Below are 15,302 nucleotides of genomic sequence, written 5' to 3'. Positions count from 1 at the left end.
GCGCGGCGGTCACCGCCGCGCTTCAGAACCTGTCCAGCTTCGGCAGCCACACGCGGATCAGCGAGAACAGCCGCTCCAGGTCGATGGGTTTGGCCAGGTAGTCGCTGGCGCCGGCGCCCATGCACTGCTCCTGGTCGTCCTTCATCGCCTTGGCGGTGACGGCGATGATCGGCAGCCGGCTCCAGCGCGGGTCCTGGCGGATGCGCCGGGTGGCTTCGAAGCCGTCCATGACCGGCATCATCACGTCCATCAGTACCAGGTCGATCTGCGGGTTTTCCTCCAGCTTCTGCAGGGCTTCCTGGCCGTTGCGGGCGGTCACCACCCGAGTGCCCTTCTCGTCCAGGGCGCTGATGAGGGCGAAGATGTTGCGCACGTCGTCGTCCACCACCAGCACGGTGCGCTCCTCGAACACCCGGTCACGGTTGCGCGCGCTCTGCAGCATGCGCTGGCGGTCGCTGGAGAGGGAGGATTCGACCTTGTGCAGGAACAGGGTGACCTCGTCGAGCAGGCGCTCGAGGGAGCAGGCGCCCTTGATGATGATGGAGCGGGAGTGGCGCAGCAGCTCCTCCTCCTCGCGCGGGCTGAGCTGGCGGGCGGTGTAGACGATCACCGGGGGGAAGTTGCCGAGCGACTCGGCAGCCATGCGTTCCAGCAGGTCGTTGCCGCGCATGTCCGGCAGGGCGAGGTCGATGATCATGCAGTCGTACACACCGCCACGCAGGCGTTCCAGGGCCTCGGTGCCACTGGCGACGGCGCTGACCTGGATGTCTTCATCGCTCACCAGTTGGGCGATGCTGTCGCGCTGGCTGGCGTCGCCTTCCACCACCAGAACGTGCTTGACCTTCTGGGTGAGCTTGTCCTCCAGGCGGGCAAAGACGTCACGCAGTTGGTCCCGGGTGGCAGGCTTGCGTGCGTGGCCGATGGCTCCCAACTGCAGCGCCGGGCCGGTGCGGTCGTCGACGGAGAGCACGTGCACGGGCAGGTGCCGGGTGGCCGGGTTTTCCTTGAGCGTCTGCAGTACCGCGAGGCCGGACTCGTCCGGCAGGCGCATGTCCAGCAGCACCGCGTCGGGCCCCTGCTCCCGTGCCAGGCGCAGGCCCTCCTCGGCGCTACCCGCCAACAGGCAGCGGTGGCCCAGCTCGTGGGCAAGTTCGTAGAGGTCACGGGCGAACTTCGGGTCGTTCTCGATCACCAGCACACAGTGGCGCCCATCGCCGGGTCGCTGGCGGTCGTCCTGGAGGCCGCTGGCGGACGCCGCGAGCGCCATGCCCCGTGCGCCTTCGGCGGGCTGCGCCTGGGCAGTATCCGGCAATGACTCGCCGGCGAGGCAGTTGCTGGGCAGCCAGAGGGTGAAGCAACTGCCGCGCCCGGGCTGGCTCTGCACGGTGATGCTGCCACCGAGCATTTCCGCGAGGTTGCGGGAGATGGACAGGCCCAGGCCGGTGCCGCCGAAGCGCCGGTTGGTGGTGCCGTCCACCTGGCGGAAGGGCTCGAAGATGATGCCCATCTGCTCGTCGCTGATACCGATGCCGGTGTCGCTGACTTCGAAGGCGATGCCGCCGCTGGTTGCGCGGACCTTGAGGCCGATGCGGCCGCTGGCGGTGAACTTGACGGCATTGGACAGCAGGTTGCGGAGGATCTGACCGGCGCGCTGGCCGTCGGTGTAGAGCCGCGCCGGGGTATCGGCCTCGACCTGCACGTCGAACGCCAGCCCCTTTTCGTCGGCCTGGGGCTGGAACAGTGCGCGCAAGCCGTCCACCAGTTGCGCAACGTCTGTGTCCTCGGGGTGGACCTCCAGGCGACCGGCCTCCACCTTGGAGATGTCGAGGATGTCACTGATCAGCCGCAGCAGCTCGTTGCCGGACTTGTTGATCAGCTCGGCGTACTGCACCTGCTGCGGATCGAGGTTGCCCTTGCGGTTCTCCGCCAGCAGCTTGGAAAGGATCAGCGAGCTGTTCAGCGGGGTACGCAACTCGTGGGACATGTTGGCAAGGAACTCGGACTTGTAGCGGCTGGTCCGCTGCAGTTCCTCGGCACGCGCCTCCAGTTCGCGCCGGGCCTGGTCGAGGGCGTGGTTGCGCTCGTCCAGCAGGTCACGCTGATCTTCCAGGCGGCGGGTCTTCTCGCTCAATTGTTCGTTGGTCTGCTCCAGCTCGGCCTGCTGGGTCTCCAGGTTGACCTGGGAGTCGCGAATCACCCGGGCCTGGTCTTCCAGCTCCTCGTTGGCGACGCGCAACTCCTCCTGCTGCACCTGCAGCTCCTCGTTGAGCTGCTGGGTCTCGGTGAGCATGTCGTGCAGGCGCTGGCGGTAGCGAGCGGCCTCGATGGAGGTGCCCAGGCTCTCGGCAACGGCTTCCAGCAATTGCCGGTCGCGGGACTCCAGGGGCCGCAGGAAGGCCAGCTCAATCACGCCGTTGACCTGTCCATCGCTGTGCGTAGGCGACAGGATCACCGACAGGGGGTCGGTATCGCCCAGCCCGGAGTTGACCCGCAGGTAGGCCGGGGGCAGCCCTTCCATGACCCGCGCCTCGCGGGATCGCAGCACCTGCCCGAGCAGGCTGGCACCGTCCTCGAAGACCTGCTCGCGGGCCTGCTGCCCGGGTGCGAAGCCGTAGTCGGCGACGCGCCGCAACCGCCCGTCACCCTCGCGTACATAGAGGGCACCCACGGCGACGTCCAGGTAACCGGCGAGGAAATCCAGCACGGCGCGGCCGATCAGCGCCGGGGTCTGCTGGCCGATCAACTGTTCGGCCAGTTGCGACTGCCCCTCCCGCAGCCAGGCCTGGGCTTGCAACTGCTCGGTGAAGCGCCCCTGCTGTCCAAGGATGCGGTTGTAGGCCGTCGACAGGCCGATCAGCTCACGCCGCCCGAAAATGGCCAGGGCTCCACTGCCGCCCAGTTGCATGACCGCCAGCAAGCCGATGATGAGCACCACGGCCCGGTTGGCCCGCTCGCTACGTTCATTGCGAAGCTGCACCTCGGTGCCGACAAGGGCCATGAAGCCCTGACGCACCTCGTCCATCTGCCGCTTGCCCTGCCTTTCGCGAATGAAGGCGCTCACGTCCTGATTGGCACGCCGCGCCTCGATCAGAGGCTCGGTCATCTGCAGCCAGCGCGCCTGGGCAGCCTCGATTCGCGCCAGTCGCTCACTCTGGACGGGGTTGTCGCGGATCAGCTCACGCAGTGCCTGCAGCCCGACCAGCAGACGCGGGGACGTCTCCCGGTAGCCCTCCAGAAACGCCTCCTCCCCGGACAGCAGGAAGCCCCTGAGACTCGATTCGCACTCAACCGACTGGCGCAGGCTCTCGTTGCTGCGGGCGATGACCTGGTCGGTGTGCTCGACCCAATTGAGCACATGGAGCAGGTAGCCGATCAGCCCGACGAACAGCACCAGACCCAGGACGCCAACGCCCAGGGGCAATGCCACGTTGCGGATGAGAATGCGGCGGAAACTCTCTGCATCGGTGCTGAAAGACGTGCTGTTCATCGGCCTTCCCTGCTGAACCGTGAAGCGGAACTCCCGGCGCAAAGGCACATCCCGAAGACTTGCACTGGGGTCGGATACGACGTAGGCATCCAAGAAAGACTGTAGACAGTCGTAGGCAAACTGCCTGCGTGTGCGCCATCAATGCTTACAGAGTCTGAATCCCCCGGAGTGAGAACCGTTCGTCAATCCGCCGCTTTTTATCCCGAGGGCGGTTTTGTCAGAATGGCGCGCGCATTTCATGGCGCCTCGCCACCCTCAAGGAAGAAGGCTTTTTATGCAGGAAAGCTCCCCCCACGAACCGGGACAAGCGCTCGACACCGGCCTTGCGTGCCTGGTGATGTTGGCCCGTTTCCACAACGTGGCCGCCTCCCCCGAACAACTCGCCCACGAATTCGCCGAAGACGGCCGCCATTTCGCCAAGGCCGAAATGCTCCTGGCCGCGAAGAAGCTGGGGCTCAAGGCACGCCCGGCGCGCAGCACCCTCAAGCGGCTGGAGCACACGCCGCTGCCGGCGATTGCCGCCGACCGGGAGGGCCACTTCTTCATCATCGCCCGCCTGGACGACGGCAAGGCACTAATCCACGACCCACGCGCCCAGCGCCCTGAGGTGCTGGAGTTCGACGCCCTGGAGGCCCGCTGGACCGGCGAGCTGCTGCTGATCCGCTCCCAGGCGTCGCTGGCCGGCGACCTGGCCAAGTTCGACTTCACCTGGTTCATCCCCGCCATCGTCAAGTACCGCAAGCTGCTGGGCGAGGTGCTGCTGGTGTCCTTCGTGCTGCAGATCTTCGCGCTGCTGACACCGCTGTTCTTCCAGGTGGTGATGGACAAGGTGCTGGTGCACCGGGGCCTGTCCACCCTGGACGTGATCGCCCTCGGCCTGCTGGGGATCATGGTTTTCGAGTCGCTGCTCTCGGGCCTGCGCAGCTATGTGTTCGCCCACACCGCCAGCCGCATCGACGTGGAGCTGGGCTCCCGGCTGTTCCGCCACCTGGTGACGCTGCCGTTGGCCTACTTCCAGGCGCGTCGGGTGGGCGACTCGGTGGCGCGGGTGCGGGAGCTGGAGAACATCCGCAGCTTCCTCACCGGCAACGCCATCACGCTGATCCTCGATGTGCTGTTCTCGGTGGTGTTCATCGGCGTGATGTTCTTCTACAGCGGCTGGCTGACGCTGGTGGTGGTGCTGTCGCTGCCGCTGTACTTCCTCATCTCCCTGTTCATCACCCCGCTGCTGCGCGCGCGGCTGAACGAGAGCTTCACGCGCGGGGCGGAGAACCAGGCCTTCCTGGTGGAAACCGTCAACGGCATCGACACCCTCAAGGCGATGGCGGTGGAGCCGCAGATCAACCGCAAGTGGGACAACCAGCTCGCCGGCTACGTGGCGGCCAGCTTCCGCACCCAGACGCTGTCCACCCTGGCCAACGAGAGCGTCGGCCTGGTGGGCAAGCTGGTGACGGTGGCGACCCTGTGGCTGGGCGCGCGGCTGGTGATCGACGGGGACCTGAGCGTCGGCCAGTTGATCGCCTTCAACATGCTGGCCGGCCGGGTGTCGCAGCCGATCATGCGCCTGGCCCAGTTGTGGACCAACTTCCAGCAGACCGGCGTCTCGGTGCAGCGCCTGGGGGACATCCTCAACACCCGCACCGAGCTGTCCCAGGCCACCCGCAGTGCCCTGCCGCCGCTGCGTGGCCATGTGGAGTTCGACCAGGTGCACTTCCGCTACCGCCCGGACGGTTCGGAGATCCTGCGTGGGGTGAGCCTGACCATCCAGCCGGGCGAGGTGATCGGCATCGTCGGTCGCTCCGGCTCGGGCAAGAGCACCCTCACCCGCCTGCTGCAACGCCTCTACACGCCGGAGCGTGGGCGGGTGATGGTGGACGGCATGGACCTGGCCCTGGCGGACGTGTCGTCCCTGCGCCGGCAGATCGGCGTCGTGCTGCAGGACAACATGCTGTTCGCCCGCAGCATCCGCGAGAACATCGCCCTCACCGACCCCGGCGCGCCCATCGAAGCGGTGATGCAGGCCGCCAAGCTGGCCGGCGCCCATGAATTCATCCTCGAACTGCCCGAGGGCTACGACACGGTGGTGGGCGAGCACGGTGCCTCGCTCTCCGGCGGCCAACGCCAGCGCGTGGCCATCGCCCGGGCGCTGATGGGCAACCCGCGCATCCTCATCTTCGACGAGGCCACCAGCGCCCTGGACTACGAGTCCGAACGGGTGATCCAGCAGAACATGCGCGCCATCTGCCAGGGGCGCACGGTGATCATCATCGCCCACCGTCTTTCGGCCGTTCGCGATGCCAACCGCATCGTGGTGATGGACCGCGGGCAGATCGTCGAACAGGGCACCCACGCCGAACTGCTGGCCCACCAGGCCGGCCACTACTCGCGCCTGCACCGCCTGCAACAGGGGTGATCCCCTGATGAACCCCATTCCAGCCAGCCCCCTCTCCCACCGGGAGAGGCCCGGGGTGAGCGCAACCTCACCCGCAAGGAAGCCCACGCCATGAGCGCACGCCGTGAACTGATCAACCGCTACCGCACCGTCTGGCGCCACGCCTGGCGCAACCGCAAGGCCATGGACGCGCCCGCGCGCCTGAGCCACGAGGTGCAATTCCTCCCCGCCGCCCTGGCCCTGCAGGAGCAGCCGCCGCACCCGGCGCCACGCATCATCCAGTGGCTGATCATCGCTTTCGCCGTGCTGGCGCTGGTGTGGGCCTGCATCGGCGAGATCGACGTGGTGGCCACCGCCACCGGCAAGATCGTCCCCAGCGGCAAGACCAAGGTCATCCAGCCCAGCGAGGTAGCGGTGGTCAAGGCCATCCACGTCTACGACGGGCAGAAGGTGAAGGCCGGCGACCTGCTGGTGGACCTGGACGCGCAGATCACCGGCGCCGACGTCGACCGTCTGAAGAGCGACCTGCTCGCCGCCCAGGTGGACAACGCCCGTGCCCGCGCCCTGCTCGATGCCATTCAGAGCGACAGCGAGCCCGCGTCCCTGGCCGCGCTGATCCCCGAGGCCAGCCCCGAGCAGCAACTGGCGGCCCAGCGCTGGCTGCAGGGCCAGTACCTGGAGCTGCGCAGCACCCTCGACCAGGCCGACGCCGAGATCGAACAGCGCGTGGCCGAGATCCAGGCGGCCAAGGCCTGGGTGGCCAAGCTGGAGGAGTCCCTGCCCATCACCCGCCAGCTCTCCGCCGACTACAAGCGCCTGCTGGACAAGGCCTACGTGGCCAAGCACGCCTACCTGGAAAAGGAGCAGGCGCGCCTCGACCAGGAGCGCGAGCTGGCCATCCAGCAGGCCCGCGTGATCGAACTCACCGCCGCCCGCAGCGCTGCCGAACGCCAGCGCAACACCGTGCTGGCCCAGACCCGCCGCGCCATGCTCGACCTGCAGCACGAGTCCGAACAACGCGCCGCCGGCCTCGTCCAGGAGCTGAAGAAGGCCGAACAGCGCGACCGCCTGATGCGCCTCACCGCCCCGGTGGACGGCACCGTGCAGCAACTGGCCATCCACACCAACGGCGGCGTGGTCACCGAGGCCCAGCCACTGATGGTCATCGTCCCCAGTGACCAACCGGTGGAAGTGGAGGCGATGCTGGAGAACAAGGACATCGGCTTCGTCCACCCCGGCCAGGACGTCGAGATCAAGGTGGAAACCTTCACCTTCACCAAATACGGCGTGGTGCACGGCAAGGTCGTCAGCATCTCCAACGACGCCATCGACGACGAAAAACGCGGCCTGGTCTACAGCACTCGCATCCACCTCAAGAGCGACCGCATCCGCGTCGGCGACCAGGACATCGCCCTGTCACCAGGCATGGCCGTGCGCGCGGAAGTGAAGACGGATAAGCGCAAAGTGATCGATTACTTCTTGAGTCCGCTTAAGGAGTATAGGGATGAGAGTTTGGAAGAGCGTTGAGAATATATGTTGAATGCCAAATCTAAATATCTCTTCCTGAGCTTGGTGCTCATATCCGCTTGCGATAAAAAAGATGGGCAGTCGTGGTCTGAATGGCAAGAGTTACAAGAGCATATACCTTACAGGTGCGGTAGTTTGGGGGGGTATGAGCTTAAGGTTGACAAGGACTATATGTTCTTCTGGCCTACTTATGAGGGGCGAAGCGACTGGGATGAAAGCAAGGGGCCTCCGTCGGTCGGTTGTGATGCGAAATTGAGCTCAATGTCTCTAGAAGCTTATTGGCCAGGTTTATCTCCGGCTGGTGGGTCACCCATAGAATTAGATAAAAAAACTGAACACGTCAGTATCAAAATTGAGTCTGTAGTCAATAGGGGTGACTGGGATCTTAAAAATTATCTCTCTCTCAGGGATGGAGGAAAAATGCAGGCAGATGAGTATCGTGCAGGGCTTGGGTTGTTCCATTTTAGAGGTGCGGATGTAAACTTTAGAGATCGCGAGGCTGATTATTACTGGGCGGTGGATGATGGCGGCCTGGTATCTACATTTATTTATTGTGAATCCATAATTAATAAAAATTCGGAGCTCTGTCGTCAAGTGCAATTTATTCCTGACATGCAAGCATCTCTAACTGTGCGCTATAGGTCGAACAGATTGGGGAGTTGGAAGGAAATAACAAGCGATGTTCTTGAGTTCATTAAAAGCAATGTGGAATTGAAAGGAATTTAGAAATGCCGGAGATTTTGGATCAATCAGATTTAGCCCATGCCCAGTCTCTGCTGGACAGTAGCGGTCCGGCGGCGATGTATGACTATCTCACAGCACTAGGCTATAGGTATGCAGAGCTCGCCAATGGTGTTGCCAGCTGACCCAGTCCATCAGCCGAGCCCCCCCTATAACCAACCCGGAGCCACCGAGTCACATAATGGCTTGAAGAAATGATTGACAATAAATCCGATAGAGCCAAAGCCGTAAAACGCATAAGGTTGGCATTCCTGCTTATCGCGCTCGTACTGACAGTGCTCGGCTACATATCAGCCAAGACAAAGAAAGAGCCTCCGCCCCCGAGAGAGGTTTGCTTCCTTTTGCCAAAGGAAAAGGTGTGTGTAAAGAAAGAGTTCAGGCCTATGAAAATGAGCCATCACGAACTCTATACAGCCACATCGATTTATATATACGAAGACTTCGGCTATATGGATGCAGATGTCTATATCACTCGATACTCAGACAAAAGAGATGACATAGGTAGATTGATTTACAACAACCTCACGACCGCGAAGCCAAAAGAACTCTACAAAACAGAAGAAACCGCTGAAAACATAATTTACAAGCAAACCAATCTCGAACCACCATATTTCGCCTACATAATAAAATCCAAAAAAGACAACCAGTACATCCAATACAGCTGCGTCTTCACTTTAAGATGCAGCATAAAAGGATCCTACAAAGGATTACTGGAAGTCAGAGTCGACTTTCAGCACTTGGGCTTCAGGCGAGGGGATGCAACAGGTGCGCTAAATTCGTTCAACTACCTAAGCGATAAAATATTCAGAAGCAGCAAGCGATAAATTAAAAACATGCAAGTACAGTGTCAAAGTACGAGGCAGGAATGGACAAACTGACTGAGCAAGAACAAACCCTCTACCTGGAGCTGGTGATGGCCTCGCAGCAGGTGGATTCCGTGGAGGGCTTTCAGGGCTTTGTTCGTGAATACCTAAGGCCGCTGCTACCCCATGGCATGACGCTGGCCTGCGTGGGGGCGTTCGTGAATGGAAAGGCAGTGCTGGAAATGGCCGTGGCGGTGGACTACCCCACAGCCCTCTTCGAAAAGGTGCATGAAATCGTCAGCATCCCTGACCGGGCCCTGCTCGCCCGCTGGTACATGGAGCGCAAGCCGCAGCTCATTACCCGCGGCCTGAATGACCAGCAGCTCTCCGAACTGGAGCGCTCTGAAATGGAACAGTTCGCCTTCGACAATTTCGTTGCCCACGGGCTGGTCGACCTGGACGGGAAGAAAGGCAGCTACATCAGCCTGGCGCGGGTCCCGGGCCAATTGACAGACCATCACGCGCTCCTCATGGAGCTGATCACCCCTCACCTCCACCAGATCCTCGTACGCCTGATCGCAAGCCGGAACACCCGCAATGCCTTCAGTAACGCCCAGCTGCTCTCCCCCAAGGAACAGGTCGTCCTGCGCTGGCTGGCAGCCGGAAAGAGCAACCCGGAGATCGCCGCGCTGCTCAGTCGAAGCGTGTCGACCATTCGCAACCAGGTGCACTCGATCCTCACCAAGCTGGGCGCCTCGACGCGGGCCGAAGCATTGGCGAAGGCTTATGAATTGAGGTTGCTCTAGGTCGCTGAAAACCGAGACGGTGCCTTCAACACCGCAACGACAATGCCGTCAGCTTTTTCAACAGCACGCCAGGCCGTTTTTGGATCAGTTGATCCATTGTCCCGGGGTTGCCCGTCCACGAGACTGCAGGCTCTCCGAACTCCAGGGACAGGCGATGAAAACACTCATACGGACAGGGCTTCTTTCACTGCTGGTCAGCTTTGTGGCAAACGCGGCTGAGTACCCGCAGCACGATATGCAGCAGATCGTGCGTCCCAGCAGCGAGAGCGGTCACTACACGCTCAACCTCCGCTATATCGATCAAGTCATTGACGACCTGTACGGCTTTGCCGGCAGCTACCCACCCAGCTTCGAAACCGGCACGGATGCCAATCGGGCAAGAAAGGAAATTGCAGCACTGACGCACGTTCTCGACCTTGGCCTGCAATCCAGCCCGGACAGGCAACTCCTCTCAAGAGCGGCCCTGTTGCACCGAATGGGCCACAACCTGGACATGCCCGACAGCTGGAAGAAAGCGGAAACGCTTTACCAGAAACTGCTAGCCATCACCCCGGATGACCTGCACGCCAACTACCAATACGGCCTCTTCCTCGCAGAAACGGGGCAAAGCTCACAGAGCCTGCCCTACCTGGAAAAAGCCACACGCGCAAACTACCCGCCCGCCTACTTCACCCTGGCCCTGGCCTACTTCGCCACGGGCGATGCAAGCAAAGCCAAAGAAAACCTGCAGGTCTATCTGCAACACAATGCCAATGACAAACACGCAAAAGCGTTGTTGGAAGCCATGGAAGATGGACGAGCACAAATAATGAGTGCGCCAGCCAAAAACTGACTGGCGCACGTAATAAAAGATGAAAATTACCGCCCCCGGTTACGCACCAACAATGGTGCCGCGCAATCTGAATAGGCAGGAATGCATGAAAGCGCTTAACCCTCCAGAAAGCAGGCGCGCGAGTATGAAAATCGTACTCACCGCAGCCTTCGCGACACTCTGCATAAGCAGCCTAGGGTATTGGGTACTCCAGCCACCTCAACCGAAAGATGAATTCATCGAAGCGTTGGATGAGGCATTGAGAAAGAACCACAGGAATATAACCGCACTACTTAAAAATTACATAAAACCAGGTGACAGCTTCGAGAAAACAGCAGAGTTCCTAAAAGCAAGAAACTTCACAATCCACCCCTTAGAAACCAAGCCCGAAAAAGAAAACATTCGCGAATACTATGCAAGCAGGAAAAAAATCAAAAACCTGGTGATACTCACTTCAACCAACATAATCATAACAACCCATGGAGATGTGGTAACCGAAGCGACGGGCGCGATAGGCTTAACAGGGCTTTAAAATCAGGAACAAAAATATGACAAAAGAAACAGAAGCACAGCCTACAAAAACAAAGAGCACGACCACAAGAAATATTCTGGTAGCACTCTTGGCAACGCTCTGCATTAGCAGCCTAGGGTATTGGGCACTCCAACCGCCTCAACCAAAAGATGCCTTTATCGAGGCGCTTGATGAAGCATTTAGAAAAAACAATAGAAACATTACCAAACTACTTAATGAGTATATAAAGCCGGGCGATGACATTGATGCAACTATAAAAGCCCTAGAGGCTAGAGGTTTTAAAGTAGACCGATCGGAATCCAGCCAGAACAAATATTACGCAACAAAAGAATCAATCAAGAAACTCATAATCTCAACAAGAACCGTCATAACAATGGAAACAGATGGAGCAAAAATTAAAAAAGTTCGCGGAAACATATTTCTCACAAGCCTATGAAGGTCTGAGCCTCTCACCAAAAACAATCAAAACCAACAAATCAAGCAACAACAGAGCATCATGAAAGAAAAGCAAATAGCTGTAGCGTTTTACTTAATTGGCAGCTTGGTGCTCCTCGCCATGGAGGCAAACTCGGCAAGGCTTCCTGTCCCGCCCATACCCGATAGCATAGGAATGGCAAAGGATTACATCGACATCCTGAATATAGTCATTTTCCCGTGGCACGGCTGGACGATCATTTTGCCTGCGGTGTACTGCCTATACAAAAAGCAGAGCCTCACAGTCATCATTACCGCGACTCTACTTTCAGCGTTTGTTTGTGGTGCCGGGGACTCAGCGCTCTCGTTCAACTCAACAAAGAGCCAATTTATTCTGAAGGGCACACTTCACTATCTCTTTGTATTTTCGTTCGCCACAGCAGCAACAATAGCCACATACAAGATAATCCAGCTGGCAGTCACGGCAACGCATAGAGGCAATAACTAGCTAAGCGTTCGCCACCCTTAAAGACTCAAGTCCAAAATTAAAAATTAAGAAAACACACCACCCTGTCATTCATTACTCAAAACAGATAGCCGGACCAGAAATGAAACCCCAAAAATTCCTCATTACAACCCTGGCAATTATCTTATTAGGCTGCGAAAAACCCAACACGCACACCAAGTTCGAAAAATTCAAAGAAAACTCAGAGACTGAAATAACATACACACCTGCGAGCCAATCAAATTATTATCTAGCACTAGCCTTTCCCAGCCAGCAAAACAGCCGAACATCATATAGCAACGATTTTAGCTGCACAGATCAAGAACTTGAAATAGAAATAATTACAGGCAATTCAAAAAGCACCAAAACAATAACATTCCCCACCATGGACGGAAGCGGCGGATGGGACTTCGGCACAGGCACAGAAGTCGTCTACTTCAAAAAAATAATGGATATAGCCATGACAAAACAGCCTTACACAATAAAAGCAAAAATATTGAAAGCCGGATCATGCCCCACACCAAACAGAGCATATATAACTCTAACCAAGCTAGACCCCAAAATATAATTCAAACGACAAAAACACCACATATAAAGCAGCGATAAAAGCAGAGTGCAACACCCAAGCCTTCTAAAATCAATTCTTGCACTCTGCTTTTACCGTCACCCCAAGCCGCACTTAAATCTTTAAAACGCCAGGAATGAAAAATGAAAAACCTCCTCACACTTCTATTAATGACCATTGCAACATATGGCTGCTCCAATGAAAAAGACTCAATCCTTATCCCTATTAATTCAGAAAATACAGAGTCAAACTTCACAATCAAGGAGCCCGACAGTTATACATTGGCCCTTGCATTTTCCTGCGATTGCGAAGGCAATCCCGAAAAGCTGGATAAATTCTCCAGAGACATCACCGGTTTCATAAGAGATAAAGAGAGAGGCATAGGAAGCATACAGACAAGCGTAACAATCACCATAAAAAACAGCGAAAAGGAATTTACACGAAAAACATATATAAAAAATGGCTCATCCGGATCAATTTACACCAAACTAGAAGAGCAAAAACTTAGAGTAAGCCTAAGGATATTAGATGGTCTACCAAACCTGAAAAATGGTGCCTACTCAATCAAAATTGAAAACCTTTCCCCAACCGATATCCTTGAAAAATACAGAACTTTTATACTGATAACTTACCTCAATCCAAAGGTGTAAAAATGTACACAGTAACTTATCACATCGCCCCCATTGATACGCCATACACATATCAAGAAGATACTGAAGATCACAAAAAGGGGGATACTGTCCCATCTAGAGCGGGACACATGTGGTACACGATACAAGACGAAGACGGGAACATCCTAAGCTACGGCTTCCAATCCAATAATAACTCTCACGGACTGTACCCTTGGCCAGAAAAAAATGGAAAAATAAGCACACTTGATAATGACGCCTATGGCAAAGGCGTAAAATCAATGACTATTTCCATAACTGAGGAGCAATACAAAAAGCTGAAATCTTTTGGTGACTCCCCGTCTTCATATGGATTTGATGATGAAGAATACAACATCTTAACAAATAGCTGCGTAGACTTTGCCTACGCCTCGATGGCCATTGCCGGAGTCGATTTAAAGAACGACGAAGGCAATCTATATCCACACAAGAACATACCAACGCTTCAAAACTGGCTAAATGAAAATTTAAGGGGAAATAGTGACCGCATCGCATTTTGGGATAGTGGTAAAAGTTGCAATATTAGTCCAGTAGTGAATTCGAATTTCGACGCAGCCAACTCCTTCATCCAACGCATCGACCCCCTCAGCCTCGACCTCGACGGCGACGGCATCGAAACCGTCGGTGCCAATGCCGGCATCACCTTCGACTTCGATGGCGATGGCCTGAAGACCGGCACCGGCTGGGTCAAGGGTGACGATGGTTTCCTCGTACTGGACCGCAACGGCAACGGTCAGATCGATAACGGCGGCGAGTTGTTCGGGGTCGACACCGTCAAGGCCAACGGCCAGAAAGCCACCGATGGCTTCGACGCCCTCCGGGACTTCGACAGCAATGGTGATGGCGTCTTCGATGCGAAGGATGCCCAGTTCGCCAACGTCCGGGTCTGGCAGGACACCAATCAGGACGGCATCGCCCAAACCGGCGAACTCAAGACCCTGGCCGAGCACAATATCGTCGCCATCAATCTCGACTCGACTGCCAGCAACCAGAACTCCAACGGCAACCTGATCAGCGCCATCGGCAGCTTCGTCCGTGGTGATGGCAGTGAAGGTACCATCAACGCCAATCAGAGCCTGGCCGCCAACCTGGACCTGGCCAGCAACCCCTTCTACCGCGAGTTCACCGACCCCATCGCGCTGGACGATGCAGCCAAGGCCCTGCCTGACATGAAAGGCTCCGGCGCCGTGCGCGATCTGCGCGAAGCCTCGATGCTCAACGCCGAGCTCAAGACGCTACTGGCCACCTACGCCCAGGCCCAGACCCGCGAAGAGCAGATGGGCCTACTGGACAAGCTGATCGCCGAGTGGGCCAAGAGCGCCAACTACCAGACCTTCGACAAGCGCATCGACGCCCTGGACGAAGGCGGCACGGATGTGCGTTTCCAGTACTCCTGGGAGGCGGCCGGTACCGCGCCAACAGACGCCCAGAAAAGCACCCAGCAACTCCTCGAACGCATCAAAGCCCTGGAAGTGTTCAACGGCCAGAACTTCCTGCGCTTCGGCAAGGTGGGGGCTACCGCAAACGGCCTGACCCTTTCGTTCGGCATGGGCACCACCAACGGCACGACCACCTACGCCATCAAGGATGGCTCGGTCGTCATCAATGAAGATCGCCTGGGGCTGAATGCCGGGCAGGCAGGCTTGCTGAACCAGGCCTATGAGGCGCTCAAGAAGTCCATCTACGATGGCCTGTTGCTGCAAACCCGCCTCAAGCCCTATGTCGACCAGATCGGGCTGAATATCACCGACACCGGTATCGCGCTCGACTACAGCGAAATGACCAAGCTGTTCGAGCAGACAGCTGTCACCTCAGCAACGAAAGCCTTCAACGATGCACTGGACCTCAGCTTGGCGTGGAAAGGAGATACCTCCAGCGGACTGGCCTTCGGGCAGATCGCAGTAAACCTCTTTGAAAAGCTCTCCGATGAAGATCTTCAGAAAGTACGTCAACGAACCGAAGAGGCCGGCTATAGATTCATTTTTGGCGATCAGTCGGGCAACGCCCTGACCGGCAGCGGCGGCAACGACCGCATCTTCGGGGGGGCTGGC

Annotated in this window: 13 protein-coding genes and 1 pseudogene; 13 read left to right on the top strand and 1 reads right to left on the bottom strand. The window is 57.9% G+C overall.

Features of this window, described 5'->3' with window-relative positions; genetic code table 11:
- Window positions 1-22: 22 nt before the first annotated feature.
- Window positions 23-3,487, bottom strand: coding sequence for a response regulator (locus tag A7D27_RS21310; protein WP_069566013.1), 3,465 nt, complete (start codon window positions 3,485-3,487; stop codon window positions 23-25).
- 274 nt (window positions 3,488-3,761) lie between these two features.
- On the opposite strand from A7D27_RS21310, the gene A7D27_RS21305 reads away from it, so the two are divergent.
- The 13 genes and pseudogenes from A7D27_RS21305 to A7D27_RS21275 all read left to right on the top strand — a co-directional run.
- A complete protein-coding gene (locus A7D27_RS21305) occupies window positions 3,762-5,900 on the top strand; it encodes a type I secretion system permease/ATPase (RefSeq protein WP_069566012.1) in 2,139 nt (712 codons plus the stop codon).
- Between the two features lie 90 nt (window positions 5,901-5,990).
- Complete coding sequence (locus A7D27_RS21300) at window positions 5,991-7,406, top strand: HlyD family type I secretion periplasmic adaptor subunit (protein ID WP_069566011.1); 1,416 nt, start codon at window positions 5,991-5,993, stop codon at window positions 7,404-7,406.
- 6 nt (window positions 7,407-7,412) lie between these two features.
- Window positions 7,413-8,132 (top strand): hypothetical protein, encoded by a 720-nt coding sequence (locus tag A7D27_RS28085; RefSeq protein WP_139134155.1) that lies wholly within the window; start codon window positions 7,413-7,415, stop codon window positions 8,130-8,132.
- A gap of 2 nt (window positions 8,133-8,134) precedes the next feature.
- Entirely contained in the window at window positions 8,135-8,272 is a 138-nt protein-coding gene (locus A7D27_RS28410) for a hypothetical protein (protein WP_165679520.1), read from the top strand.
- 69 nt (window positions 8,273-8,341) lie between these two features.
- The gene (locus A7D27_RS28080; RefSeq protein WP_139134154.1) at window positions 8,342-8,971 is read left to right on the top strand and encodes a hypothetical protein; all 630 of its coding nucleotides are present in this window, start codon (window positions 8,342-8,344) and stop codon (window positions 8,969-8,971) included.
- A gap of 41 nt (window positions 8,972-9,012) precedes the next feature.
- Window positions 9,013-9,756 (top strand): helix-turn-helix transcriptional regulator, encoded by a 744-nt coding sequence (locus A7D27_RS21290; protein WP_069566009.1) that lies wholly within the window; start codon window positions 9,013-9,015, stop codon window positions 9,754-9,756.
- 154 nt (window positions 9,757-9,910) lie between these two features.
- Entirely contained in the window at window positions 9,911-10,588 is a 678-nt protein-coding gene (locus A7D27_RS21285; RefSeq protein WP_069566008.1) for a tetratricopeptide repeat protein, read from the top strand.
- Window positions 10,589-10,712: 124 nt separating this feature from the next.
- The gene (locus A7D27_RS28075) at window positions 10,713-11,099 is read left to right on the top strand and encodes a hypothetical protein (RefSeq protein WP_139134153.1); all 387 of its coding nucleotides are present in this window, start codon (window positions 10,713-10,715) and stop codon (window positions 11,097-11,099) included.
- A 16-nt stretch (window positions 11,100-11,115) separates the two neighbouring features.
- Window positions 11,116-11,535, top strand: a complete 420-nt coding sequence (locus A7D27_RS28070; RefSeq protein WP_139134152.1) for a hypothetical protein — start codon at window positions 11,116-11,118, stop codon at window positions 11,533-11,535.
- 60 nt (window positions 11,536-11,595) lie between these two features.
- The gene (locus A7D27_RS21280; protein ID WP_069566007.1) at window positions 11,596-12,021 is read left to right on the top strand and encodes a hypothetical protein; all 426 of its coding nucleotides are present in this window, start codon (window positions 11,596-11,598) and stop codon (window positions 12,019-12,021) included.
- A gap of 100 nt (window positions 12,022-12,121) precedes the next feature.
- Window positions 12,122-12,586: a hypothetical protein gene (locus tag A7D27_RS28065; RefSeq protein ID WP_139134151.1), complete on the top strand. Its 465-nt coding sequence runs from the start codon at window positions 12,122-12,124 to the stop codon at window positions 12,584-12,586.
- A gap of 140 nt (window positions 12,587-12,726) precedes the next feature.
- Entirely contained in the window at window positions 12,727-13,233 is a 507-nt protein-coding gene (locus A7D27_RS28060; RefSeq protein WP_139134150.1) for a DUF5625 family protein, read from the top strand.
- A gap of 110 nt (window positions 13,234-13,343) precedes the next feature.
- A pseudogene (locus A7D27_RS21275) lies at window positions 13,344-15,302 on the top strand (hypothetical protein); the annotation flags it as partial.

This window comes from Pseudomonas sp. 1D4 (genome assembly GCF_001728925.1).
Classification (GTDB): Bacteria; Pseudomonadota; Gammaproteobacteria; order Pseudomonadales; family Pseudomonadaceae; genus Metapseudomonas; species Metapseudomonas otitidis.
The sequence above is the reverse complement of the archived record's forward strand: the minus strand, read 5'-3'. Positions and strand labels throughout refer to the sequence as shown.